Below are 24,135 nucleotides of genomic sequence, written 5' to 3' on the forward strand. Positions count from 1 at the left end.
CACCACTTTCAAAACATAATAGCTTTATACTATTATATAGGTTTAATAATAGTATTCGGCAATGTTGTCGCTCCATCGCTATGAGAGAGTTGCGCCTTTTCATCCAAGGAGAAACTCGTTTCAAACTCCAGTTCTGCTGGGTTTTCACAGTTCTTCGGATCATTTTCAGGGAAGATCGGAAGCGGGTGTTCTACAGGTAATCCCGTAGATTTATCCTGAAGAATCGTAAGTGTCGTAGGAACTCGTGTGATCCAGTATTTTCCCTGCGGAATTCCTGTTGGCTGTCTCATTTCATCTACAATACTCATATACATTGGATCTCCGATCACAGGAACAGCTCCGCCATTCCAGATGATGCCTGTTTCCAGGAAGAATTGTACGGCTGTCTCAAAGCCCGGCTTTACGGTAACGATGATTCTCGCCATACCTGCCTGAAGGAAACTCCTGAAAAGCGGATCCATACTTTCGGTAAGATAGAATTCCTGCCAGCTTTTGCGGTTTGCCCAGTAATACGGATAGAATGTGTAATCCATGATTTCCCACTCGAATGCCTGCTCCATAAACTTTGCGAGTGCAGCGTATTGGTCAAGGTTATCATTCAGATATACCTGGAAGTTATCCATTTTGGTATTATCACTCAGTGCGTTTGTGGCTTCCTGTCCAAGCGTGGTCAGATAATCCTGCAGCAGATAAGCGATACAGTTGTGCTTTAATGTATCATGCTCCATATAGCGGTAGAAGTTCCCTTGTTGTTCTTTCGCTTCGGCTTCTTTTTCCTTATGCTCGGCATCCAGTTTTGCCTGTTCTTCCTGGAATGTTTTGTAGGCTTCTTCATACGCTTTGATGATGGCGTTGAAGTTTTCGGTTTTCCACTGGAGCATAAAGTCGTCAGAAAGCTCACAGTCGAACACAAAAGAAACATTAAAAGAATCTGCGCCACGTCCATGATAGTTGAAGGGATATGAGCCGGTTATGTTCAATCCATTCACATTATAGCTCCCGTCATTGGAGCCACGCCCTACATCCGGAAGATCAAGCATTGCGCCTTGGAAATTATCTACGCTCATTCCTCGCCTGTCATAGCCGTAATTTACTTTTACCTTTTTCCCGGAATAGTTTTGAGGCATATCCAACATCATTATTTTAGCTCCCCAGTCTCCACTTAACTTGATATATTGTAATCCAATCATATGCTGAATTTTCTCTTGCGGAAGGCTTGTGAGCGTTACCCCATAGATTCCTGCCCAATATTGCAGCAGTTCTTTAGTCGCTGCTTTTGGATTATTCATCGTATTTGGAGCCGGAGCCGTTCTCGGATCTACCGGAGCCGTAAGCACCTGGCTTTTGGAAACAGCAAGCGCAAGACGATGCAACCTTGAAGGTTCAGGAACCATAAATTCAAACATGGTACGTTTACCATAATTGTAGATCTGATTTTTGTACTTTATGTCAATCCATCGGTACACCCCTGTGATATGCTTTGGCTGTGTATCAGGATTATCCGTGTTGGTTACTTTTCCACGGTTATCATATTCATGTACGTTGGTTTCCGTATATTCCTTGATGATTTTCTGCACCCGTTCTTCGGAAATTTTAGTAAGAACTCTTTCCATTGCTCTTTCCGTAATTTCCTGAGATTTCATCATCGCCTGTCTTGTACTGTCGAGCTGAGCTGTATTATTGGCATAATCGGCACCTACTTCAAATTTCATAGGGTCAGTTCCGTAGCTGTATCTTGTATATGCGGTAATACTTTGTTGCTTATTCAGTTCTTTGGCAACCTCTGTCTGCATATCTGTTCTGGACGTTTTGGACGTATCGGAAATTTTCTCAGTTTCCTGAGATGTGGAAGTAGTATCTGTAATTTCAGAATAATCTCTTGCCACAGAAGACTTATGTCGCAACTCACTTGCCATAACGTTCTCAATATTGGAAACTTCCCCCCGGAACGTATGCGTGAACACTTTGTACCACTTTAAGATAATCTGCAACCCCTAATCTTTTAATTCCGAAATTTTTACGCTTCTGAATAATCACCGTTTCAGGCTCTTGCGGATTTTCTGCCATTCCTCTTTTTAAAGTAAGCATTCCGGTAAGACTTACATCTCCTTTGATATATTGCTGGCCAAGATCTGCGTATGCTATACTGCCATTGTCGAAAATGATTTCTATCTTAAAAGCTACGCTTGTTCTGAATTTATTAATTAAACTTACAGGAAGAATAATTTTATTATCTATTACCGGAATATTGCTGTAATTTTCTTCAAAGCTTCCTGCTGTGTCTGTAGTGGCAGTAATCCTTGCATTGGTAACGCTCCATGAAACATCTTCAACTTCGAATGAAAAATTAACAAAACCTCCTGATCCGGTAAGTCCGAGCGTACTGTGCGCAAAAAAGCTATAGGCCATGGGAGTTCTTGCCGTAGTATTAACAACCGGAACGGATGCCCCGCCGATGTTTACATATTGCTGTTGCGAAAGAGGAGTATGTTCCAACGCAGCCTGCATGGATGTTGAAATATTATTTTCCACAATATGCAAAGCATCTGAAAAAGTTTGAATCTCATCATCAAGAACAATAGTCTGGGATCCTATGGTTAATGTATTGTAAGAAATAATTCTGATTCTTTCCTTATAAGAATCTTCAAAAGCTTTGGCTTCGTCAAATTCTGCAAAAAGCGCCATAAAAAGTGAAAAAGATTCCGGGGAAAGTTTTTCTAATAATTCTCCTAAATTAATTTCATTTTGATATGAAAATTCAAAAGGTTTTACTTCATATCGCTTTAAATCATCATAAAGAAGGATTTTTTCTTCTTCAGGAGTTTCTTCAGTAATTTTGGTTTTGACCTCAGCCAATTTTATGGCGTAGACATCCAACGCTTCTCTGTTTGCTTCCTGATATTTTACATATGTTTCCTGATAAGCCTGCTCCCGCGATTTATGATATTTTCCCTGAAGCTTTTCCAGTTCTTTATTTAGTTTTTCCAAAGCTTCTTTTCTATGTAGTGCTTTGTTGGCAACTAATGAAGATTTTGCCTCTGACTCCAGTCTTTGTATTGCTTTGGACGATAAAGCAGAATTTGAAACATCACCTGACATTCTCGAAGAAACTACGCCTGCTGTTCCTGAGTCGTCAGAAAACAGGTATTTGGGCAATACGATTTTACTATCGAATGCTTTTTCCAAAGGCTTTGCTCCGTTTATCTTTACGATTTCCGGGTCTGCAAGATCCAGGCTTTGGGCAAAACCAACGTGAATTGCCATTAAAATATGGCTGATTGCTTCTTTAACATAGAAATCTCCCTGCGTAACGATCTGGTAAATATAATTATCCCAAAGCTGAACAAAGATTTTTGTACCGGCAGCAGTAAGCTCTTTATTGGCATCAATAAGATTTTTGTAATAGTTTTTAACGAGGATCAATTCGGCACTGTCAAGAATTTCCTTTTTAGAAAGTTTTCTTCCGATAGTAAGAAGTGTTCCGAAAGGACCTTCCTCAATTTTCTTTTCGGTTTCGAATCCTGCATTGCTGAAGTTTCTCGCCGCTTTTACCATTTCTCCAAGCTTTGAGGACCTTGAAGACATTCCTGTAACAGCGGTATCAAAAATCCCCGTTACTCCTTTCGGTCTGTGAATGAATCCTAAGTTTTTTTCTTTGGTTTCTGTTAGTTGTGGATTTCTTAAGCTTACGAATCTGAAAAGCGTTTGTGACGCATTGTTGTTTGTAGACATTTGTGTAAATTTGTTTTGGTTTATAAAGGTTAAGATCTGAAGCCTCTTTTCAACAGAGTCACTTCAGGTTTTAGCCTTATTTTTTTAGGTGGTTTTCAGGCTAAAATATGTCCACCATTAGTTTTAAAATCTAATTTCATTTCTGTGTTGTTTTATAATGCAAATATCCATCAGAGAAGCGACAGAACTTGACGTATTAAATTTGTTTAAAGAAATTTTGTAATATATTGAAAGCCTGCAGAAAAGAAATTTTCAATCAAACAACACCATAAAAAATCCATATTACAATCATGTAATATGGATTTCTGTTTTTTGTTTCAGATATATCTAAACTATAAAAATAGATATAAAATGATAATGATTTTTCCTTCTTTTATTTTATAATAATCCATCACTAATTTGAAAGAAACAGTGTGCATAGAACAATACATAGCCTCGATTCAAAAAGATTCGCTTTAAGTTTAAATACTTATAGAATTTCAACACCTTCTTTACTTTACGTTTAACAAGCTGTCTATGGGTGTATTGGGTAATTTTTTTCAGGCAAAGATCTTTTGAGGTCCCATATAAATAAGAATATTGTTCAGCAATGATTTTAATAACCTGGGGGTCATTAGTGATTCTTGCAAAGTTGGCCAGTCTTTTGTTCAAATCAATCGAATCGTAGAAACTCATTCGATTTAAATCTACCATGTAAATCGAATAGGTATTATCTTCCTTTCGAATTAAAAAATTGTTAGGGGAATTATCCAGAAATAGAATTCCATCATTATGCAATCGATACATTAGCGATGTGTACTCTTTTATAATTTGTTCATGGTCAGGAAAAGCATGATCTCCAAGAATGTGATCAAATGTCCAGGATTCAGCCAGCTGTTCACTGATATAATAACTAGTTGTCAATCCGATAAAATCATGATTTTCGATGTAGGCAACCGGTTTCGGAGTCCGGTAATTTTTCCGGATAAGCATATGCGCATATTCAAATGAACGCTGTGCTTTAGACTTCCGGTAAAATTTGTAGACGTGCCTGTTAATAATATTATGTTGTTTAAATAATTTAAAATTGAGATCTATCCCTTTTAATTTAAATACTTTAATCACATTTCTCGAACCGTTACCAATTAACGTTCCTTCATTTTTAAATTTTTTTATTATTGATAAAATATCATTTTTATAGAGAGATAAGCCTTCAGCAAAGATCAATTTCATATCATTAATTTTATTATTCTAAAGTTTTACGCAGTAAATCCATTATATTTTCGGTTGTCGTCTGTCCTGTATTCACAGAGAAGCTTTTTGAATTATAGGGCCCGTAAATATTTTCATCAGTGACCGAAAACAAGCCTACCGTGGGTACTCCACTGGCGCTGGCTAAGTGCATTACCCCATTATCTGCCGCAATAAACAATTGGGTATTCGCTATAAAAGCTCCCATTTCCCTGATATCCGTACTATAGAAATGAGGTATTGTAAAGTTTAATTTAGAAATATTTTCAACAGGTAAAAGTTCCACAATATGATGATCAGGAAACGTTTGTTTTAAACTGCTATAGAAATCATGCCACCATTTCTCGGAGTAGCATTTGTCTCCGGTAGCATTAGTAAACAGACATATTACCGGCTTCTCATTCTGTACTATGGAAAGTAGATTTTTCTTTCCACTTTGAATCTCTTCTGCATCCAGCTTGAGATCCATGAAGGGCAGTTCATTTTTATCCGGAACCCCCAACTGTGACAAATATTGTCTTAAATTATAAATAGGATGTTTGGCAGAGTGCTGGTAATCATTAATTTGTTGTAAATATTTTTCATCATATTCACCGAATAATTTGTATTTTGATCGGGCAAAGTACGTTGATATTCTGCCTGATGATGAGCCAAAATTCGCATTGATCACCAGATCATACTTTCTTGAACGAATTGATACCCAACCTGATAAATATTTAAAAATATTACTAAATGGCTTTTTGGGAAGCTGAATAATTTTGTCAATATTTTTATAATTTTTATATATTAGTGGAGTAATCTGTCCTTTAACGAAGAGATCGATTTTACTGTCAGGAAACGTATTGCTCACTTCCTGCACCAGCGGGCTGAGAAGAAGCAAATTGCCCAATCGATGATTTGGTCTTGATATTAAAATTTTTTTTATTTTAACATCTTCTTTTTTAACTTTCTCAAAACCGGACTTGCCAATATTCTCAGTCAGCTTTCTCATTAATGACCTTCTAAAGGCATTAATGCTTTTGGGTATTTTCATTAAAAATAATATTTAACAATAATAAAGATATTTAACGGTAAATTGTTACTAAATCATATGTCATTTAGTAAAATACCAATAACAATTAACTATTATAATAATAGATATTATTTAGATAATTTTGATATCAAATATTATTTTTTTAGTACATATATTAAAATTAGTAAATAAAAAATCCATACTACATTATTGCAGTATGGATTTTTGTGCTTACAAAACTGCTATTCTAAGTTCTTAAAAAGTCAGTGCTTATTTTATCAAGAGTTTTAATTTAAGTTACTTTAAATCAAACCTATCCAGATTCATTACTTTCACCCAGGCGGAAATAAAATCATTAATGAATTTCTCCTGAGCATCAGAACTTGCATATACCTCAGCAATAGCCCTTAGTTCAGAATTGGAGCCGAAAACAAGATCCGCCCGCGTAGCCGTCCATTTCTTTTCTCCGGTTTTACGGTCTGTTCCTTCGTACAATTCATTATCATCAGAAGCAGCTTTCCATTGTGTACTCATATCCAAAAGATTAACAAAGAAATCATTGGTAAGAACTCCCGGTCTTTGTGTGAAAACCCCATGTTGTGAACCGTCAAAATTTGCATTAAGAGATCTCATCCCGCCTACGAGAACGGTTAGTTCAGGAGCAGTAAGCGTTAAAAGCTGAGCTTTATCAATCAATAAAGATTCCGTAGAGACAGAAAATTTCTTTTTCAGATAATTTCTAAATCCGTCAGCCGCAGGCTCAAGGTATTTCATAGATTCCACATCCGTCTGCTCTTGTGAAGCATCCATTCTTCCGGGAGAAAAAGGGACAATAACACTGTATCCTGCATCTTTAGCAGCTTTTTCCACGGCAGCTATCCCAGCAAGAACGATAAGGTCAGCCAATGAAACTTTTTTTCCAGCTGTCTGATTTTCATTAAATTCTTTCTGAATATTTTCTAAAACACTTAAAACTTTTTGCAGCCGAGCTGGATTATTCACTTCCCAGTCTTTCTGAGGAGCCAGACGGATTCTCGCTCCATTCGCTCCACCTCGCTTATCACTTCCTCTGAATGTTGATGCGGAAGCCCAGGCAGTAGAAACCAGTTCAGAAATACTCAATCCGGAATCAAGAATTTTCGATTTTAAGGCTTCAATATCAGAATTATTAATCAAAACATGATCTACTTCAGGAATCGGGTCTTGCCAGATCAGTTCTTCATAAGGTACATCCGGCCCTAGATAACGCGCTTTTGGTCCCATATCCCTGTGTGTAAGTTTGAACCATGCTCGTGCAAAAGCATCTGCGAACGCTTCAGAGTTTTCGTAAAATCTTCTTGAAATTTTTTCGTATTCAGGATCAAATCTTAACGACAAATCGGTTGTAAGCATTGTCGGCCTGTGTTTTTTATTGGGATCAAATGCATCAGGAATGATTTCTGCTCCGCTTTTAGCCACCCATTGATGGGCACCAGCAGGACTCTTGGTAAGTTCCCATTCATTTTCAAAGAGATTTTTAAAGAAATAATTACTCCATTCAGTCGGCGTTTCCGTCCATGTAACTTCCAATCCGCTGGAAATAGCATCCGGACCTTTTCCTGACTTGTAAGTACTGTTCCAGCCAAATCCCTGAGCTTCAATTCCGGCGGCTTCCGGTTCTTTTCCCACGTGATCTGCAGGTCCCGCCCCGTGCGTTTTTCCGAATGTATGCCCTCCGGCGATAAGCGCAACTGTTTCTTCATCATTCATGGCCATTCTTCCGAAAGTATCACGAATATCTTTTGCTGCCAAAATAGGGTCAGGATTTCCGTCAGGGCCTTCAGGATTTACATAAATCAATCCCATTTGTACGGCTGCCAAAGGCTTTTCGAGATTTCTTGTGTGAATATCACCATCTGCGTCATCATCGGTAGGCAAAACACCGCGATCTTCCACTACACCATCCGAGCCATGAGCATACCGAAGATCGCCGCCCAACCATGTTTTTTCAGATCCCCAGTACACATCCATATCCGGTTCCCAGACATCTTCACGACCGCCGGCAAACCCAAAAGTTTTGAAACCCATAGATTCCAGGGCTACATTTCCTGTAAGAATCATTAAATCTGCCCAGGAAATTTTCTTTCCATATTTTTGTTTGATTGGCCAGAGAAGCCTTCTTGCTTTATCCAGACTGACATTGTCCGGCCAGCTGTTCAACGGCGCAAAACGTTGTTGCCCGGCTCCGGCTCCACCTCTTCCGTCACCTACACGATACGTTCCTGCACTGTGCCAAGCCATACGGATAAAAAGTGGCCCATAGTGTCCAAAATCAGCGGGCCACCAATCCTGAGAATCTGTCATTAAAACATGAAGATCTTTTTTTACTTCTTCAAGATCGAGGCTTTTAAATTCTTCGGCGTAGTCAAAATCCTTATCCATAGGATTTGACAGAGATGAATGCTGGCGAAGAATATCTACTCTCAGCTGATCGGGCCACCAATCTGTATTTTTTGTTCCGCCACCGGCAACGTTTTCTTTTTTCATCGTTCCGTTATGAAATGGACATTTACTGATGTCATTAGAATCTTTTTCCATTGTAGTTTAATTTTTATGTTGATTTCAGTTAATTTAATATTTAGCAAACTTACATTAGCTTATCTATAAATACAATCTATTGAAAATATTTTTATGATAGTTAAAAACAATAAACAAGTAAAGTGATCGATTCTTAAATTTTTATATCTTAAAAACATTATTAAATTAATAATTTTATGCAATAGATTGAATTCCAAGCTAAAACTAAATCGCTATTTAGAATTGTTCCAATATATGATCTGAATCATATTATAAAAATTGCAGTATTTTTATTATATTAGACCAAACATTGAAAATATGAAAAAGGTATTGACTGTTATCCTGGTAGCTTTTATTATCATTCAGTTTTTTCCAATTGACAAAACAAATCCGGAACCTACTCCCGGTATGGATTTTTTAAAGATAAAAAACACTCCGCCTGAAATTGCCGGAATCATAAAAACTTCATGCTATGACTGCCATTCCAGTGAAACAAAATATCCCTGGTATTCTAATGTCGCTCCCTTTTCATGGATGATGAAAAATCATATTGATGAAGGAAGAAAGGAACTTAATTTTTCCACTTTTGCAATGTATCAACCAAAGGATCAGGCACATAAATTGAAGGAATGTATAGAAATGATCGAAAAAAGAGAAATGCCACTTGAATCTTATTTTGTAGGACATCAAAATGCAAAATTAAGTGAAGAGCAAAGAAAAATCCTTACAGATTATTTCAAAAGAGAGAAAACAGAAACGGAAAGGAAAATGTCGTATTAATCTTAACATCATGAAAGAAAACTGGCAAAGTAAACATATTGTATTTTTCGACGGTGAGTGCGGCGTATGCAATTTTTGGGTACAATGGATCCTCGAAAGAGATAAAAAAGATGCGTTTATGTTTGCTTCACTGCAATCTGATTTTGGACAGAAATTTTTATCTGAAAGAGATCTAAATACCAAAGTCTTCAATACGATGTATCTCTGGAAGCCCGGAAAATATTATCTGGAAAAATCTAAAGCTATTTTAAAAATTGCTAATCTGTTGGGTGGGATTTATAAATTTTCATCATTAGGAAAAATTATTCCTTCTTTTTTAAGCGATAAATTATATGATATCGTTTCAAAAAACAGGATGAAACTTGCCAATCAAAAGTGCTATCTGCCTACTCCCCACCAAAGAGCAAAATTCATTCAGGTTTAACATTATTCAATTTAGAAAGACTGCCTCTGACAGAAGCAGTCTTTCATTTATTGCGATTATTGATTTAAAGACCATACGGAATAAGAATTGGGTGCACATTGAATTTTCACCCATTTATCGGACTGTGTAGTCGGATACCAGCTCGAACTTCCTGTAAAATCTTTGATCTGCTGACTTGTCCAATTGGTCTGAATCCATCGCTCCTGCCAGCTTGAAGAATTGTTGATATAAACAACCAATCCCGGATTTCCATTGTAGCCGTTTCTTCTTGCAATATATTCATCGTTGTCGGTATAAAGAATTGAGGTTGTTCCTGTAGCTTTGTTATTGTGAATCCAGATGAGATTGTTGAGTCTTTCTTTGTTCAGCCATTCTTCATAATCCCTGTAAAAAATTGTAGGATATCCTTCATGAGTTAAAATATAAGCATAGGCCAGCATTTTGTTGTAGATAATATCCGTATCGTGATTCGCCACAAAAGTTACGGCTTTGTAAGGATTTCTTTTCCACATCATATCATCATTCAGAACATTGAGATTTCCATTATCAAATGCTTCATCCATTTTGTAATAGGCTGCAAAATCGAAAACGGAACTATTAGCATTATTAGCCCACCATTCCAGCGTATTGACGTTGGAATCCCAGAGTTCTCCCACGGAAAACCCGCCGACATTGGCATTCCAGGTATTCACGACCCAAGGTCCGAAGCCTTTAACATAATCAAATCTCCAACCGTCAAATTTCATCACATTCTTATAATATTTTGCCACAGAATCATCTCTCCCCCCAAAGCCAGTCCTGTACATAAGGATTAGCGTGACACAAATCGGGAAATCCTCCGAAAGCGCCTTCATCATTATTTCCGTAAGCATTTTTATAAAAATCATTATAGCTTCTAGGAAATTTTCCCGAAGCAACTCCTGAAAAATTCGTCCAGGTATTGGAACCTACATACGGATTGTACTCTGACTGTCCGCCACTGTTGTGATTAATGACAATATCTGCATACACCTGCATATTTTCAGTGTGAGCTCTTGTAATGAGTGCTTCAAGTTCCGCCCTGGAACCAAAGCGTGTTTCAATGCTTCCGTTTTGATTATAATTTCCGAAATCATAATAGTCGGTAGGATCATACCCCATTGAATAAGCTCCGTTCTGTGCTTTTGAGGCCGGCGGAAGCCAAATGGCACCAATTCCGGCATTTGACCAGTCGGTTAATTTTTCTTTTACCATATTCCACCAATTGCCACCATCAGGAACATCCCAATAAAATCCCTGCATAAGAACGCTTCCCCCGGGGCCTGCAACAAATTTTGCGTAAGGAGAAGCTCCTGTGCTGAAAGGACGCCCATCGTGATTGGTAATATTCACTATTTTGTTATGAGCTTCTGAATTTTTCTGGGTTTCATTGATCATTTCATCATTATCCTGACATGAGCCTACCAGACCCAAAGCCAGTAATGAAAGTAGAAAGTGTATTTTTTTCATATGTAAAATTTTAATTATTAAAGCATTACCTAAATTACACTTTTATTAAAATATTATCTACTGACCGTGATATATTTTTTATTTTTAATAGTAAATCATGGTAAAACATAATGCAGAACATCATTAAAAAATCATAAACTTTAAAGATTTTCAGTGCAAATTTTCCATTATTCCATATATTTGCATATTATGGAATACAACACCCAAAAAAATCAGCTTCATTTGCCTGAATATGGCAGAATCATACAACAATTGGTTGAACGTTGCAAAGAGCTTCCCGGAAAAGAGGAAAGAAGCGAAATGGCAATGGCCATCATTGATTTTATGGGGCAGAGAAACCCGCAGCTTCGCGACGAAGAAAATTACAAGCATAAACTTTGGGATCACTTGTTCATTCTTGCCGATTATGATCTTGATGTAGATTCACCATATCCTTTCCCGACCAGAGAAGAGCTGGCAGAGAAACCCAAAAGAATGGAATACCCAAAACTTCAGGGAGATTTTAAATTTTACGGGAAAAGTATTCTTCAATTAATAGAAAAAGCAATAGAACTGGAGCAAGGCGACGAGAAAGAAGCCCTGATCGAGGTAATTGCCAATAATATGAAGAAATCTTACAACGTATATAATAAAGAACACGTAACGGATGACGTAATTTTCCGTCACCTGAAAGAACTTTCGGAAAACAGGCTGGATCTTACCGGGATAGATACGCTGGAAAAAAGCAAAATCTATTACACCAGCAATAACAACAACCGAAACAACAACAATAACAACCGAAATCAATCTAATAATAACCGAAATCAATCCAATAATAAAAGAAGACACAATAACAACAACAATCATAAAAACAGAAAGTAGACATGAGTGGAACATTTCAGATAAGAGGAGGAAAGAGACTGCAAGGTGAAATCACTCCACAAGGAGCAAAAAATGAAGCTCTACAGATTCTTTGTGCCGTTTTATTAACTGATGAGGAAGTAAGGATTAAAAACATTCCCGATATCCATGACGTTAATCGATTAATTGAAATTTTGGGCGACTTCGGAGTAAAGGTTACCAAAAACGGACACGGAGATTATACTTTCAAAGCAGATCAGGTAAATTTTGATTATATAAAATCCAGCGAGTTTAAAAAAGACGGCGCAAAACTAAGAGGTTCAATCATGCTGATGGGGCCAATGCTGGCAAGATATGGCGAAGCATACATGCCGACTCCCGGAGGTGACAAAATCGGAAGAAGAAGATTAGACACTCATTTTCAAGGACTTGTAGAACTTGGCGCTGAATTTCATTATGATGAGGAAGAATATTTTTATTCATTAAAAGCGAAAGAACTTAACGGAAAATTTATCCTTTTGGAAGAAGCTTCCGTAACCGGAACGGCCAACATCGTTATGGCTGCTGCTTTAGCAAAAGGCAAAACAAGAATTTATAACGCCGCCTGTGAACCTTATCTTCAGCAGCTATGTAAAATGCTGAATAGAATGGGTGCCAATATTTCCGGAATCGGCTCCAATTTATTGACCATCGAAGGAGTTGAATATCTCCACGGTACCGAACACACCATGCTTCCGGATATGGTGGAAATCGGTTCATGGATCGGACTTGCTGCGATGACGAAATCTGAAATTACCATTAAAAATGTAAACTGGAATCAGCTTGGCGTGATCCCGAATACATTCAGAAAACTTGGAATACAGCTGGAGCAAAGCAATGATGACATTTTCATTCCTGCTCAGGAAAATTATAAAATCCAAAAATTTATTGACGGATCCATTCTTACGATTTCCGATGCTCCATGGCCGGGATTCACGCCGGATTTACTTTCCATTATCCTGGTAGTGGCTACACAGGCAAAAGGAAGTCTTTTGGTTCATCAGAAAATGTTTGAATCAAGATTGTTCTTTGTCGATAAACTGATCGATATGGGTGCTCAGATTATTCTTTGTGATCCGCACAGAGCTACAGTTATTGGACTTAATCAAGAAGCTCCGCTCAGAGGAACAACGATGGTTTCTCCGGATATCAGGGCAGGAAATGCACTTCTTATTGCTGCACTTTCCGCAGAAGGAAAATCAATTATCCACAATATTGAGCAAATCGACAGAGGATACGAAAATATCGATGGAAGGCTGAGAGCAATCGGTGCCGATATTGAAAGAATTTAATATAGAAAAGATTTTATCTTAATAATAATAAAAGCGTTCGATTTTCACCGAACGCTTTTTCGTAATTAAAACTATATGAACCTATCTTATGAGTATTTTCTGCAGACATATTCTACTGTAGTACTCAGAAGTTTATTTTTATTCAGATAGAATTCGAGCTTGTCGAAATCATCTGAATTTACATTAATATACAGCTGAACAGACCCGAAGCTTCTTCCGTTCACATATTCCACATTCGCAGACAACACCCTGTGACAGATCCCGAACTGATTGTATATCGTATTCATCAGCTGTTCAAACTTCATTTTACCATTCAGTTCGACTTCCAGGATCAATTCTCTTTTAGGCAGATTCATTGTATGGCTAAAAACCTGCAGTTTCGGATTAGGTGTTATCATAACAAATTCTTTTGGATTAAAAACTAATGTTCATTATTCTTTTTTGTATTAAAGCTTAAGCAAAAATATAAAAAAATATTAGTCTACCAAATTAGTAGGATAATAATTTTTTATTTTTTCATAAAAAAAGCGGACTCTTTCGACTCCGCCATAATACATTAATTAATAAGTTTATTTTAATTCCTTTATTCTTTCAAGTTTATCAGAAGCTGCGAGACCATTTGGATTACAGCCAGGTTCTCCTTCCGGAACTTTCAGATTTTTCTTTTGGTAAAAATTTTCCCAGAATGTATTGGTTTTTCCGGTTTGGGGATCGATGAAAGTCATAGGTTCAAGGGTGAAAATATGATCACTTCTAAAAGCTCTTTCGATAAAATCTGAACAGTAATAAGCGTTTTCATCCAATATATAGTTAAAATTGTAAGGTTTTCCCAGCATAGAATTTGCCTTTTCAATGGCTGAAGGAACAGCATTCTGATATTGAGATTTTAAACGGTACACAACAACTCTTTGTCCGTCATCAGCCTGATCTTTCATAAAATCTTTCAGCTGTTGTTTCTGAGAACCTCCTTTCGGAGCAGCGTGTAAAACATAAAACTCCCTCCCATCATTGTCTAAAATTCCGATATGATCGAAAGAAGTATTTTCCTGTTTTTGTGTAACGTTATTGATCGCTCCTGAAAGTCCTGTATTTTTAGCAGTAACAAACAATAAATCACCGTTTTTCAATCCCGAAACATTTGAACTTCTACAGCTTATAATACTATTTACAATAAATAAAACTGCAAAAATTGTAAATATGTATTTACTTTTTAAAATTTTCTTCATAACAATCAATCCAATCCTGTGCGGTCATTTTTTTACATACTTCAGCCAATAATTCAAGAGGAATATCATCCATTTTCTTGAAGCGTACACAAGATTTTCCCATGTCAAGCTTTCTTTTGGAATATTGAGGAAATTCTTCTACAAACCAATTCAGTAATTCTGGTTTTGCATACATTCCCATATGATAAAAAGCAATAAAATTCTTCTGCGAAGCAATACTTATAAAAGGCAGCGGCGTGCCTGGTGCACAGTGATAACCGGCAGGATAGCTTTCGAGCGGAACTCCCCAGCCGATCATTCCGTAGCTGCTGCCCTGAGAAAATCCTTCCGGTAAATTATCATTAATCGTATCAAAAAGCTTCCTAAAAATTTCCTGTCTTTCCTCGGGAATTTTAGAAATATAATCTTCTAATGAAACGGACTGTATCTGCATTTTTTCAGTTTTAATAATTTTTCAAATTAACAAAATTTAAATGATATAAATTTATGATTATAAAAGCTCTTCTTTCCAATCCTTAATTTTAATATTGGAAATTAAATCTTATTTTTGCCATACAAATTTTTTGAACAATGCCGAATATTTCAAACAGAGCACTGCACATGCCGCCTTCGCCGGTAAGAAAACTGGTTCCTTTTGCCCTTAAAGCTAAACAGAAAGGAATAAAAGTATATCACCTGAACATCGGGCAGCCCGATATCGAAACACCGGAAACGGCTCTTAATGCTTTAAAGAATATCGATCTGAAAGTATTGGAATATGCCCTTTCTGAAGGTAATTTAGATTACAGGAAAGCACTAACGGATTATTACCATTCATTGGGCTTTAATGATCTTACTACAGATAATTTCATCGTTACCAATGGAGGTTCAGAAGCTTTAAATTTTGCGATTTCCACGTTGTGCGATGACGGTGATGAAGTAATCATTCCTGAACCTTACTATGCTAATTATAACGGTTTCACAAGCACTTTTAATGTAAATGTTGTTGCTGTTCCTTCAACGATAGATACCGGTTTTGCCCTTCCTCCGATTGAAGAATTTGAGAAAAAAATTACCGAAAAAAACAAGAGCCATCGTCATCTGTAATCCCGGAAATCCAACAGGATACCTATATACACGTGAAGAGCTTCAGAAACTGGCAGAAATTGCTTTGAAATATGACATTGTCATTATTTCAGATGAGGTTTACAGAGAATATGTTTATGACGGAAAACAGCAGATTTCCATGCTGGCTTTTCCTGAACTTGCAGAAAACTGTATTATTATAGACTCAGAATCAAAACGTTACTCAATGTGTGGCGTAAGAATCGGATGTATGATTACCCGTTCTAAAAAAATCCATGATGCGGCTATGCTTTTTGCACAGGCAAGGTTAAGCCCGGTTCTTTTAGGACAAATCGCGGCAACTGCTGCTCATCAGGACGATCAGGCGTACATCAGAGCCGTAAGGGAAGAATATACCCACAGAAGAAATGTATTGGTTGATGCTTTAAACGCTATCCCTGGAGTAATCTGCCCGAAACCGAAAGGCGCATTCTACTGTGTTGCAGAGCTTCCTGTAGATGATACAGAGAAATTCGCACAATGGTTGCTTGAAAAATATTCAAACCAGAATGAAACAATTATGGTGGCACCTGCAGGAGGATTCTACAGCGACCCTGAACTTGGCAAAAAGCAGGTAAGAATCGCATACGTTTTGAAAGAAGAAGATCTGAAAAGAAGTGCCGCAATACTAAAGGATGCGCTTCAACAATACAAAATAGAATTCAGTCTTTAAGCTGAAAAAAGGATAATATGTCAGCAATAAATTTTTGGATTGAAATTTTTCTTCCATACTTTTATTGCTGATATTTTATTTTAAATTAGATGTAAGAATTTGTTTAAACAATACAAATGCTAGAAAATTTTTCATTAAAACCATATAACACATTCGGTGTTGATGCAAAGGCCAGATACTTCACAGATGTCCATTCTGCAGAAGAATTAATCGAAGCACTGAACTATTCAAAGACAGGCACTTTACCATTACTTTTTCTGGGCGGAGGAAGCAATATTTTACTGACAAGAAATTTCGACGGACTGGCAATTCAGCTTAATCTCAAAGGTACTCATGAAGATTTCATCAATGACAATGAAGTATTGGTTACCGCAAAGGCAGGGGAAAACTGGCACGAATTTGTGATATTTTGCCTGAATAAAAATTATGGCGGACTGGAAAATCTTTCTTTAATTCCCGGAAATGTAGGAACATCGCCCATGCAGAATATCGGAGCCTACGGAACGGAAATAAAAGATTCTTTTGTAAGCTGTACTGTTCTTAATCTGGAAAACCTTCAGCTGGAAACTTTCAATCTGGAACAATGCAGATTCGGATACAGGGATTCTGTTTTTAAGCAGGAAGGAAAAGGGAAATATGTAATTCTGGAGGTTACCTTTAAATTGACAAGAAAAGACCACAAAATCAAAACAGAATATGGTGCCATTAAATCTGAACTGGAAAATTTAGGTATAGAAAACCCAACCATTCAGGATGTTTCCAAAGCGGTCATCAACATCAGAAAAAGCAAATTACCGGATCCGAAAGAAATCGGAAACGCGGGGAGCTTTTTTAAAAATCCCACCATCATTTTAACTCAGTTTGAAGAACTGCAGCAAAAATTTGAAAATATTCCTGGATATGCGAATGGAGATTTTGTAAAAGTCCCGGCCGGATGGCTGATTGAACAATGCGGCTGGAAAGGAAAGCAAATCGGAAATGTAGCTTCTCATACATTACAGGCCTTAGTGATTATAAACGCAACCGGAAAAGCTACAGGACAGGAAATTTTTGATTTTTCAACACAAATAATTGATTCTGTGAAAGATAAATTCGGAATTGAGTTGGAAAGAGAAGTAAATATTATCTAAAAAATTAAACTTTGACAAAGTTAAATACCTCATAAAAACAAACACACAATATGAAAATAGCTATTCTCGGGGCCGGAAATATGGGCTTATCTTTTTCTAAATCGTTTTTAAAGTACGAACTGATAAAACCTGAAAACCTGCATCTTATCACAAGAAACGAAGCAAAAATTTCAAAAATATCCGAAGAATTTCCGAAGTCAAAAATCTCAACTTTTGATGACGTAAAAGAATTGGATTCGGATTTAATTATTCTTTCTGTGAAACCTCAGGATTTTCAACATCTTTCTGAAAACTTTCCTCTTCAGTTAAACCAAAGCCAGATGGTTTTATCGATCATGGCAGGAATTAAAATCGAAAAAATTCAGAAATTACTCAATCATCCCCTGGTTGTAAGAGCGATGCCGAATTCCCCCACTCTTCTTGGAATGGGAATTACCGGATACACTTCTGCGCAAGGCATTTCTTTCAGCCAGCTTATTAACATCGAAAGACTACTGAATTCAACCGGAAGATCTGTTTATCTCGAAAATGAAGAACTTTTGGACGGCGTTACAGCGCTTTCAGGAAGTGGGCCAGCCTATTTTTATTATATTGTTGATGCCATGATTAAAGCAGGCATTGAAATGGGAATTGATGAAAATTTATCTAAACTTTTCGTACAACAGACCATGTTGGGAGCCTATCATCTGATTAATAATTCTGATAAAAATTTAGAAGAATTGATTCAGGATGTCGCATCAAAAGGTGGCACAACGGAAGCAGCACTGAAAACTTTTAATGAAAACAACCTTAAGGAAATCCTGAAAAACGGAATTCTGGATGCTGAAAAACGCGCAAAAGAACTGAACGGATAATTCACAGTATTAATTCGTAATCAAGAATTTTATAAGATTTCTTTAACATCAATTGCATTTTTTTTCATTTCAAAAGCCTTAAATTTGTGTGTTAAATCAATTGAATGAAATACGTTTTACTTACGCTCATTTCAGCAATGCTGCTGTCGATATCATGGCCTACTTATGGGGTTCCGTTTTTTATATTTTTTGCTCTTGTTCCGCTTTTGATGATGGAACACGGCGTTTCAAAATTTTCAGATTACAAAAGAAAAAGCTGGGTGGTTTTCGGGCTTTCCTATATATGTTTCGTCATCTGGAATATTGTAACTACCGGATGGTTATATGGAGCTAAAAATCCTGATGGAAGCCACTCTATACTGGCCGTTGTATTTCCTGTACTGGTTAATTCCCTTCTTTATTCTTTGGTATTCCAATGTTATCACTGGTACAAAAATGCGCAGGGAACGTATTGGGGATTAGCCTTTTTCATCGCCATTTGGATGAGTTTTGAAAAATTTCATCTGAATTGGGAATTTACATGGCCCTGGCTGAATCTGGGAAACGCATTTTCAGATTATCCGAAACTGATTCAATGGTACGACACGCTGGGTGCTACCGGCGGAAGTTTCTGGATACTTTTAATTAATGTTCTGATCTTTTACACCATAAGAATCTGGCAGGCCGGAAGAAAAAGAAAAGATCTGATCAAAAACACATCAATCGTAGTCGCTTCGATTGTTATTCCGATGATTATTTCCATTATTAAATTTAATAATTTTAATGAAAAACCGATCGGAAGTGTAAATGTTCTGATGCTGCAGCCTGACCTTGATCCTTACGCCGAAAAATACTCCAAAGACAGCCTGACAATTGAAAATGACCTTCTCGATCTGGCAGAAAAAAACTCAAAAGGAAAAATAGATTATTACATTGCTCCGGAAACTGCTCTTCCGGGAAGAGGTTCTATTTCCGAGAGATCTTTTGAAAAAAGCGTGATTTTAAATAACATTAAAACATTTTTAACAAAACATCCCGGTTCTGTATTCGCAACAGGAATTTCTTCGCATAAATTTTATACTTCCGAAGAAAATCTCCCGAAAGAAGCTTATCAATTGAATCCCGGACTTTGGGTGGAAAGTTTCAATTCTGCCGTTCAGGTTATCCCCAATCGAAATATTGAGGTTTATCATAAAGGAAAGCTGGTTCCGGGCGTTGAAATATTTCCTTATATGAGTTATTTAAAGCCTTTACTAGGTGATGCCATGCTTAATCTGGGCGGAACGGTAGCTTCTTTGGGAACCGATAAAGAAAGAGTGGCATTTTCAAATCCTTACAATAAAGGAAAAATAGCTCCTATTATCTGCTATGAAAGTATTTACGGTGAATTTACAGGTGATTACGTAAAAAAAGGGAGCCAACTTTTTAGGGATTATGACTAATGATTCCTGGTGGGGAGTTTCAGAAGGCCACAGGCAGCTTTTATCCTATGCAAGACTCAGAGCAATAGAAACCAGAAGAGAAATTGCACGCGCAGCCAACAGCGGAATTTCTGCGCACATTGATGCAAAAGGAGAAATCATTGAAGATACTTTTTATGGTGATAAAATAGCTTTATTTGCGAAAGTGAACCTTTACGACCAAATGACATTTTACACAAGAACGGGCGATCTCTTGTCAAGATTTTCAATTTTTGCTTTAGGATTTTTACTGTTTTATTTTTTAATAAAACGATTTCAGAACAGAGCAAAGAAAAGTTAGCGAGACAGGAAGTTGAAGGATAAAAACTGAAGTTATTTGAAGTTAATATCAATAAGTTATTTATAAATAATTTCTCAAAAGATTTGTCTATCTAAAAAATTCTTCGTTATTTTGCACTCTCAAATATTATAGTACAAATAAGAACATCGAGATATGTCAAGAATTTGCCAAATAACAGGAAAGCGTGCAATGGTTGGTAACAACGTTTCTCACGCTAATAACAAAACGAAGCGTCGTTTTGAAATTAACTTATTAGAGAAGAAATTTTACCTTCCGGAGCAGGATAAGCACGTAACACTGAAAGTATCAGCTCATGGATTGAGAGTGATTAACAAGATTGGAATCGAGGAAGCTATTGAAAGAGCAACCAGAAACGGATTGATTAAAAAGAACTAAATCATGGCAAAAAAAGGAAACAGAGTTCAAGTAATCCTTGAATGTACAGAGCACAAAGAAAGTGGTATGCCAGGAATGTCTAGATACATTTCTACAAAGAATAAAAAGAACACAACTGAAAGATTGGAATTGAAAAAATACAATCCTGTTCTTAAGAAAGTAACTGTTCACAAAGAAATCAAGTAATTATTAAAATATAATTTACCATGGCAAAGAAAGTAGTAGCAACCCTACAAAGCGGTCAGTCTAAAAAGATGACTAAAGTGGTGAAAATGGTGAAGTCTTCTAAATCAGGAGCTTACGTTTTCGAAGAAAAAGTAATGAATGCAGACGAAGTAGACGGTTATTTGAAAAAATAATCTACACTTTATTTACAATATAAAAAACTACTCATCTTTTGGGTAGTTTTTTTGTTATCTTTGCTTTCAATCTAGCTGGAAGTCAGAAGCTGGAGGCTGGAAGTTATTACAAATTGTAGAACTTCAGACTTCCATCCTCCAGCTTCTATCTTTAATTAATAAAATTCCGTAATTCATAAAGATGAGTTGGTTTAAAAAAATTTTTAAAAAAGAAGAAAAAGAAACCTTAGATAAAGGATTAGAAAAATCCAGCCAGGGTTTTTTCGAAAAAATGACAAAAGCCGTAGTCGGTAAAAGCAAGGTAGATGATGAAGTTCTGGATAACCTTGAAGAAATACTTATTGCTTCTGATGTCGGTGCATCAACAACCATCAAGATCATAGAAAGAATTGAGGAGCGTGTTGCCAAAGATAAATATGTAAGCGTAAATGAATTAGATAAAATACTTCGGGACGAAATTTCTGGACTTTTGCTAGAAAACCCTCATGCCGGAACAGGAAACATAGATGCTTCCAAAAAGCCTTACGTGATTATGGTAGTGGGGGTAAACGGTGTCGGAAAAACAACAACGATCGGAAAACTGGCTCATCAGTTTAAATCTGAAGGCAAAAAGGTAGTATTGGGTGCAGCAGATACATTCAGAGCTGCAGCGGTTGACCAACTGGTAATCTGGAGCGAAAGAGTTGGGGTTCCTATCGTAAAACAGGAAATGGGTTCAGATCCGGCTTCCGTAGCTTTTGATACGGTACAGAGTGCGGTTGCCCAGAATGCAGATGTTGTAATCATTGACACGGCAGGAAGACTTCACAACAAGATCAATCTGATGAATGAGCTTTCAAAAATAAAAAGGGTGATGCAAAAGGTAATTCCTGATGCGCCTCATGAGATTTTACTGGTTCTTGACGGTTCTACAGGCCAGAATGCATTCGAGCAGGCCAAACAGTTTACAGCAGCAACAGAGGTAAATGCTTTGGCAGTAACTAAATTAGACGGCACGGCAAAAGGCGGTGTGGTGATCGGCATTTCGGATCAGTTTCAGATCCCCGTAAAATACATTGGTGTCGGAGAGAAAATGCAGGATTTGCAATTATTTAATGGTACAGAGTTTGTAGATTCATTTTTCAAGAAGAGATAAATCTTCTTGAACCAATCATCAAATTATTAACATTAAAAAAAATGCAACTATGGGATTTTTAACATGGATTATTTTCGGGCTGTTAGCCGGAGCACTAGCTAAAGCAATTATGCCGGGAAAACAAGGCGGTGGAATACTTATCACTATGATTCTGGGGATTATTGGAGCTTTTATCGGAGGATCAATCGGTGTATATATTCTTCACTGGGGAGATGTAGATTCATTCTGGAATTTCAAAAGCTGGATCCTGGCTATTGGAGGAGCTTTAATTGTTCTCTGGATCTACGGAATGCTTACAAGGAAGAGTTAATTTAAGCCTAATAAAAAATTAAAACGGCGGATTTGAAATTCAAATCCGCCGTTTCTTTGTACAATATAATTTAGTTAATTTTAATCTGGTAAGGCATTTCCATTTTCACTTCAGATTGTAGTTTTCTCTTTTCTACGATCTGCTGCATAATCTCATAATTTGATTTTCCAATCTTATTTTTAATTGCTCTTTCTGAAATTTCATCCTGATTCAGGTCTTTAAATATCTGCTCAAAAGGCGTCATGCTTTTCGGATAAGAAGATACGGCGTACGATTTCAGTCCGGCTTTCTGTGCGGCAAATTTCACGGCATCATTCAGTGTTCCCAGTTCATCTACAAGACCAATCTGCTTGGCTCTGGTTCCGCTCCATACTCTTCCGCCTCCTACACTATCGATCTGCTCAAAAGTCTGCTTTCTGTTCTGGGTCACAAAATGTACGAATCTCTTATAAGTTCCTTCCACACTTCTTGTAATCATGCTTACTCCATAAGGCGTAACGCCATTTAATGCAGAATAATACTGAGAATTGGCATTCGTAGAAACAATATCCGAACGCACGCCATTTTTATTGGCAAGATCCCTGAAATAAGGAATTACTCCGAAAACCCCTATTGATCCCGTCAGCGTATTAGGTTCAGAATAAATTTTATCAGCCGCCATGGCAATATAATATCCACCGGACGCTGCATAGTCTCCAAAAGAAACAATGAGTGGTTTTTTCTTTTTAAGCTGCTGAAGTTCAAATAAGATTTCATCAGAAGCATTAGCACTCCCTCCCGGAGAATTAATTCTGAATACAACAGCTTTTACTTTATCATTTTCCTGAAGATCCTTAATGTATTTAATATATTTTTCAGAGTGAATATCATTATATTCGTCCCCTCCGTTGATGGACCCGGAAGCATATAAAACCGCAACTTTATCTCCCGATTTCTCATCATCAGCATAGGAAGCAATATATTTTCCTAATGAAATTTTGTTTAATTTTTCGTCTTCCTTTACATTTAATTTTGATTTAATCAACTGATCATATTCTGTTTTCTGGATCAGTTTGTCGGCCAGTTTATATTTTAAACTTAATTCAGGAATCATTCCGTAAAGGCTGTCTACCACAGTTCTGAATGCGGCCGTATCAATTTTCCGGGAAGATGCCATTTTCGACGAAGTGTTCTTCCAGATATCATTCAGAAGCGTATTCAATTGTTCTTTGTTCTCCGGGGAAATATCATTTCTTAAAAACGGTTCGACCGCAGATTTGAATTTTCCGTGACGGATCACTTCAATACCAATACCATATTTATCGGCAAAATCTTTAAAGAACGTTACTTCCGTTGCCAGACCTTTCAGTTCGATCATTCCTGAAGGATTCAGATAATACTGATCCGCAACAGATCCTAAGTAATAAGATCCCTGAGAAACTGCGTTTCCGTAAGCATAAACGAATTTTCCGCTTTTCTTAAAATCGGTAATAGCATTTCTGAGGTCATCGATTTGGGTAATTCCGGCATTAAGATAATCGGCTTCAATACTGATTCCTTTAATATTATCATCGGTTTTGGCTTTATTAATTGCCTCGATAGCATCATAAATCAGGACACTTTTATTCTGATCGCTGATATCAAATAATCCTCTCTGTTCCTCAGTCGGACTGTCGATAATATTGGTTTTTAAATTAATGGTGAGAACGGAATTCTTTTTTACGACTACAGACTTCTCGCTTCCCATAGCGCTGAAGACCAGCATTATGATGAAAAAGAAGAAAAACACGACACATAATATGACAATAGCCACTATATTTGCCAGTACATTTTTAA

Annotated in this window: 20 protein-coding genes and 3 pseudogenes; 13 read left to right on the forward strand and 10 right to left on the reverse strand. The window is 36.9% G+C overall.

Features of this window, described 5'->3' with window-relative positions; all coding sequences use genetic code 11:
• Nucleotides 1-32 precede the first annotated feature (32 nt).
• The 5 genes from AAHI02_RS09575 to katG form a co-directional block, all read right to left on the reverse strand.
• Nucleotides 33-1,991: a hypothetical protein gene (locus tag AAHI02_RS09575; RefSeq protein WP_346986450.1), complete on the reverse strand. Its 1,959-nt coding sequence runs from the start codon at nucleotides 1,989-1,991 to the stop codon at nucleotides 33-35.
• Complete coding sequence (locus AAHI02_RS09580; protein WP_346986451.1) at nucleotides 1,924-3,732, reverse strand: hypothetical protein; 1,809 nt, start codon at nucleotides 3,730-3,732, stop codon at nucleotides 1,924-1,926. The genes AAHI02_RS09575 and AAHI02_RS09580 overlap by 68 nt, the downstream gene beginning before the upstream one ends.
• A 378-nt stretch (nucleotides 3,733-4,110) precedes the next feature.
• Nucleotides 4,111-4,944, reverse strand: a complete 834-nt coding sequence (locus AAHI02_RS09585) for a lipopolysaccharide kinase (RefSeq protein ID WP_346986452.1) — start codon at nucleotides 4,942-4,944, stop codon at nucleotides 4,111-4,113.
• A 13-nt stretch (nucleotides 4,945-4,957) separates the two neighbouring features.
• A complete protein-coding gene (locus tag AAHI02_RS09590; RefSeq protein WP_346986453.1) occupies nucleotides 4,958-5,995 on the reverse strand; it encodes a glycosyltransferase family 9 protein in 1,038 nt (345 codons plus the stop codon).
• 276 nt (nucleotides 5,996-6,271) lie between these two features.
• Nucleotides 6,272-8,551 (reverse strand): catalase/peroxidase HPI, encoded by a 2,280-nt coding sequence (gene katG, locus AAHI02_RS09595; RefSeq protein WP_346986454.1) that lies wholly within the window; start codon nucleotides 8,549-8,551, stop codon nucleotides 6,272-6,274.
• 297 nt (nucleotides 8,552-8,848) lie between these two features.
• Here katG and AAHI02_RS09600 point away from each other — a divergent pair, with 297 nt between their 5' ends.
• Both AAHI02_RS09600 and AAHI02_RS09605 read left to right on the forward strand, forming a co-directional pair.
• Nucleotides 8,849-9,310 carry a heme-binding domain-containing protein gene (locus AAHI02_RS09600; RefSeq protein ID WP_346986455.1) on the forward strand — a complete coding sequence of 154 codons (462 nt, stop codon included), beginning with the start codon at nucleotides 8,849-8,851 and terminating at the stop codon, nucleotides 9,308-9,310.
• A gap of 10 nt (nucleotides 9,311-9,320) precedes the next feature.
• A complete protein-coding gene (locus tag AAHI02_RS09605; protein ID WP_346986456.1) occupies nucleotides 9,321-9,734 on the forward strand; it encodes a DCC1-like thiol-disulfide oxidoreductase family protein in 414 nt (137 codons plus the stop codon).
• Nucleotides 9,735-9,790: 56 nt separating this feature from the next.
• On the opposite strand, the pseudogene AAHI02_RS09610 reads toward AAHI02_RS09605, so the two are convergent.
• Nucleotides 9,791-11,222: pseudogene (locus AAHI02_RS09610) on the reverse strand (alpha-amylase).
• Nucleotides 11,223-11,411: 189 nt separating this feature from the next.
• On the opposite strand from AAHI02_RS09610, the gene AAHI02_RS09615 reads away from it, so the two are divergent.
• Nucleotides 11,412-12,083 (forward strand): DUF4290 domain-containing protein, encoded by a 672-nt coding sequence (locus tag AAHI02_RS09615; RefSeq protein ID WP_346986457.1) that lies wholly within the window; start codon nucleotides 11,412-11,414, stop codon nucleotides 12,081-12,083.
• Between the two features lie 2 nt (nucleotides 12,084-12,085).
• A complete protein-coding gene (murA, locus tag AAHI02_RS09620; protein WP_346986458.1) occupies nucleotides 12,086-13,393 on the forward strand; it encodes a UDP-N-acetylglucosamine 1-carboxyvinyltransferase in 1,308 nt (435 codons plus the stop codon).
• A gap of 86 nt (nucleotides 13,394-13,479) precedes the next feature.
• Here murA and AAHI02_RS09625 read toward each other — a convergent pair whose 3' ends face one another.
• The 3 genes from AAHI02_RS09625 to AAHI02_RS09635 form a co-directional block, all read right to left on the reverse strand.
• Nucleotides 13,480-13,791: an NIL domain-containing protein gene (locus tag AAHI02_RS09625; protein WP_346986459.1), complete on the reverse strand. Its 312-nt coding sequence runs from the start codon at nucleotides 13,789-13,791 to the stop codon at nucleotides 13,480-13,482.
• A gap of 171 nt (nucleotides 13,792-13,962) precedes the next feature.
• Nucleotides 13,963-14,520 (reverse strand): YiiX/YebB-like N1pC/P60 family cysteine hydrolase, encoded by a 558-nt coding sequence (locus tag AAHI02_RS09630; protein WP_346986460.1) that lies wholly within the window; start codon nucleotides 14,518-14,520, stop codon nucleotides 13,963-13,965.
• A 76-nt stretch (nucleotides 14,521-14,596) separates the two neighbouring features.
• On the reverse strand, nucleotides 14,597-15,052 hold the full coding sequence (locus AAHI02_RS09635; protein WP_346986461.1) for a DUF1801 domain-containing protein: 456 nt from the start codon (nucleotides 15,050-15,052) through the stop codon (nucleotides 14,597-14,599).
• Between the two features lie 137 nt (nucleotides 15,053-15,189).
• Here AAHI02_RS09635 and AAHI02_RS09640 point away from each other — a divergent pair.
• The 9 genes and pseudogenes from AAHI02_RS09640 to AAHI02_RS09680 all read left to right on the forward strand — a co-directional run bounded on the left by AAHI02_RS09640 (nucleotide 15,190) and on the right by AAHI02_RS09680 (nucleotide 22,320).
• Nucleotides 15,190-16,396 (forward strand): annotated as a pseudogene (locus AAHI02_RS09640) (pyridoxal phosphate-dependent aminotransferase).
• Between the two features lie 110 nt (nucleotides 16,397-16,506).
• Nucleotides 16,507-17,526 (forward strand): UDP-N-acetylmuramate dehydrogenase, encoded by a 1,020-nt coding sequence (murB, locus tag AAHI02_RS09645; RefSeq protein ID WP_346986606.1) that lies wholly within the window; start codon nucleotides 16,507-16,509, stop codon nucleotides 17,524-17,526.
• A gap of 50 nt (nucleotides 17,527-17,576) precedes the next feature.
• On the forward strand, nucleotides 17,577-18,380 hold the full coding sequence (gene proC / locus AAHI02_RS09650) for a pyrroline-5-carboxylate reductase (protein ID WP_346986462.1): 804 nt from the start codon (nucleotides 17,577-17,579) through the stop codon (nucleotides 18,378-18,380).
• Nucleotides 18,381-18,484: 104 nt separating this feature from the next.
• Nucleotides 18,485-20,120 (forward strand): annotated as a pseudogene (gene lnt / locus AAHI02_RS09655) (apolipoprotein N-acyltransferase).
• A gap of 153 nt (nucleotides 20,121-20,273) precedes the next feature.
• Nucleotides 20,274-20,516: a 50S ribosomal protein L28 gene (gene rpmB / locus AAHI02_RS09660; RefSeq protein ID WP_002976757.1), complete on the forward strand. Its 243-nt coding sequence runs from the start codon at nucleotides 20,274-20,276 to the stop codon at nucleotides 20,514-20,516.
• Nucleotides 20,517-20,519: 3 nt separating this feature from the next.
• Entirely contained in the window at nucleotides 20,520-20,702 is a 183-nt protein-coding gene (rpmG, locus tag AAHI02_RS09665) for a 50S ribosomal protein L33 (protein ID WP_027379950.1), read from the forward strand.
• A gap of 20 nt (nucleotides 20,703-20,722) precedes the next feature.
• On the forward strand, nucleotides 20,723-20,875 hold the full coding sequence (locus AAHI02_RS09670; RefSeq protein WP_002976755.1) for a DUF4295 domain-containing protein: 153 nt from the start codon (nucleotides 20,723-20,725) through the stop codon (nucleotides 20,873-20,875).
• Nucleotides 20,876-21,056: 181 nt separating this feature from the next.
• Entirely contained in the window at nucleotides 21,057-22,010 is a 954-nt protein-coding gene (gene ftsY / locus AAHI02_RS09675; protein ID WP_346986463.1) for a signal recognition particle-docking protein FtsY, read from the forward strand.
• A 49-nt stretch (nucleotides 22,011-22,059) separates the two neighbouring features.
• Complete coding sequence (locus AAHI02_RS09680; protein WP_346986464.1) at nucleotides 22,060-22,320, forward strand: GlsB/YeaQ/YmgE family stress response membrane protein; 261 nt, start codon at nucleotides 22,060-22,062, stop codon at nucleotides 22,318-22,320.
• 70 nt (nucleotides 22,321-22,390) lie between these two features.
• Here the strand turns inward: AAHI02_RS09680 and sppA are convergent, their stop codons facing one another.
• Entirely contained in the window at nucleotides 22,391-24,064 is a 1,674-nt protein-coding gene (sppA, locus tag AAHI02_RS09685) for a signal peptide peptidase SppA (protein WP_346986465.1), read from the reverse strand.
• Between the last annotated feature and the right edge of the window lie 71 nt (nucleotides 24,065-24,135).

It is taken from the genome of Chryseobacterium sp. POE27 (genome assembly GCF_039727685.1).
Taxonomy (GTDB): domain Bacteria; phylum Bacteroidota; class Bacteroidia; order Flavobacteriales; family Weeksellaceae; genus Chryseobacterium.

Excerpts from the sequence above, each read along its gene's own strand:
- AAHI02_RS09580 (WP_346986451.1), bottom strand. The coding sequence starts at position 3,732 with ATGTCTACAAACAACAATGCGTCACAAACGCTTTTCAGATTCGTAAGC.
- AAHI02_RS09585 (WP_346986452.1), bottom strand. The coding sequence starts at position 4,944 with ATGAAATTGATCTTTGCTGAAGGCTTATCTCTCTATAAAAATGATATT.
- AAHI02_RS09590 (WP_346986453.1), bottom strand. The coding sequence starts at position 5,995 with ATGAAAATACCCAAAAGCATTAATGCCTTTAGAAGGTCATTAATGAGA.
- katG (WP_346986454.1), bottom strand. The coding sequence starts at position 8,551 with ATGGAAAAAGATTCTAATGACATCAGTAAATGTCCATTTCATAACGGA.
- AAHI02_RS09600 (WP_346986455.1), top strand. The coding sequence starts at position 8,849 with ATGAAAAAGGTATTGACTGTTATCCTGGTAGCTTTTATTATCATTCAG.
- AAHI02_RS09605 (WP_346986456.1), top strand. The coding sequence starts at position 9,321 with ATGAAAGAAAACTGGCAAAGTAAACATATTGTATTTTTCGACGGTGAG.
- AAHI02_RS09615 (WP_346986457.1), top strand. The coding sequence starts at position 11,412 with ATGGAATACAACACCCAAAAAAATCAGCTTCATTTGCCTGAATATGGC.
- murA (WP_346986458.1), top strand. The coding sequence starts at position 12,086 with ATGAGTGGAACATTTCAGATAAGAGGAGGAAAGAGACTGCAAGGTGAA.
- AAHI02_RS09625 (WP_346986459.1), bottom strand. The coding sequence starts at position 13,791 with ATGATAACACCTAATCCGAAACTGCAGGTTTTTAGCCATACAATGAAT.
- AAHI02_RS09635 (WP_346986461.1), bottom strand. The coding sequence starts at position 15,052 with ATGCAGATACAGTCCGTTTCATTAGAAGATTATATTTCTAAAATTCCC.
- proC (WP_346986462.1), top strand. The coding sequence starts at position 17,577 with ATGAAAATAGCTATTCTCGGGGCCGGAAATATGGGCTTATCTTTTTCT.
- rpmB (WP_002976757.1), top strand. The coding sequence starts at position 20,274 with ATGTCAAGAATTTGCCAAATAACAGGAAAGCGTGCAATGGTTGGTAAC.
- rpmG (WP_027379950.1), top strand. The coding sequence starts at position 20,520 with ATGGCAAAAAAAGGAAACAGAGTTCAAGTAATCCTTGAATGTACAGAG.
- AAHI02_RS09670 (WP_002976755.1), top strand. The coding sequence starts at position 20,723 with ATGGCAAAGAAAGTAGTAGCAACCCTACAAAGCGGTCAGTCTAAAAAG.
- ftsY (WP_346986463.1), top strand. The coding sequence starts at position 21,057 with ATGAGTTGGTTTAAAAAAATTTTTAAAAAAGAAGAAAAAGAAACCTTA.
- AAHI02_RS09680 (WP_346986464.1), top strand. The coding sequence starts at position 22,060 with ATGGGATTTTTAACATGGATTATTTTCGGGCTGTTAGCCGGAGCACTA.
- sppA (WP_346986465.1), bottom strand. The coding sequence starts at position 24,064 with ATGCTGGTCTTCAGCGCTATGGGAAGCGAGAAGTCTGTAGTCGTAAAA.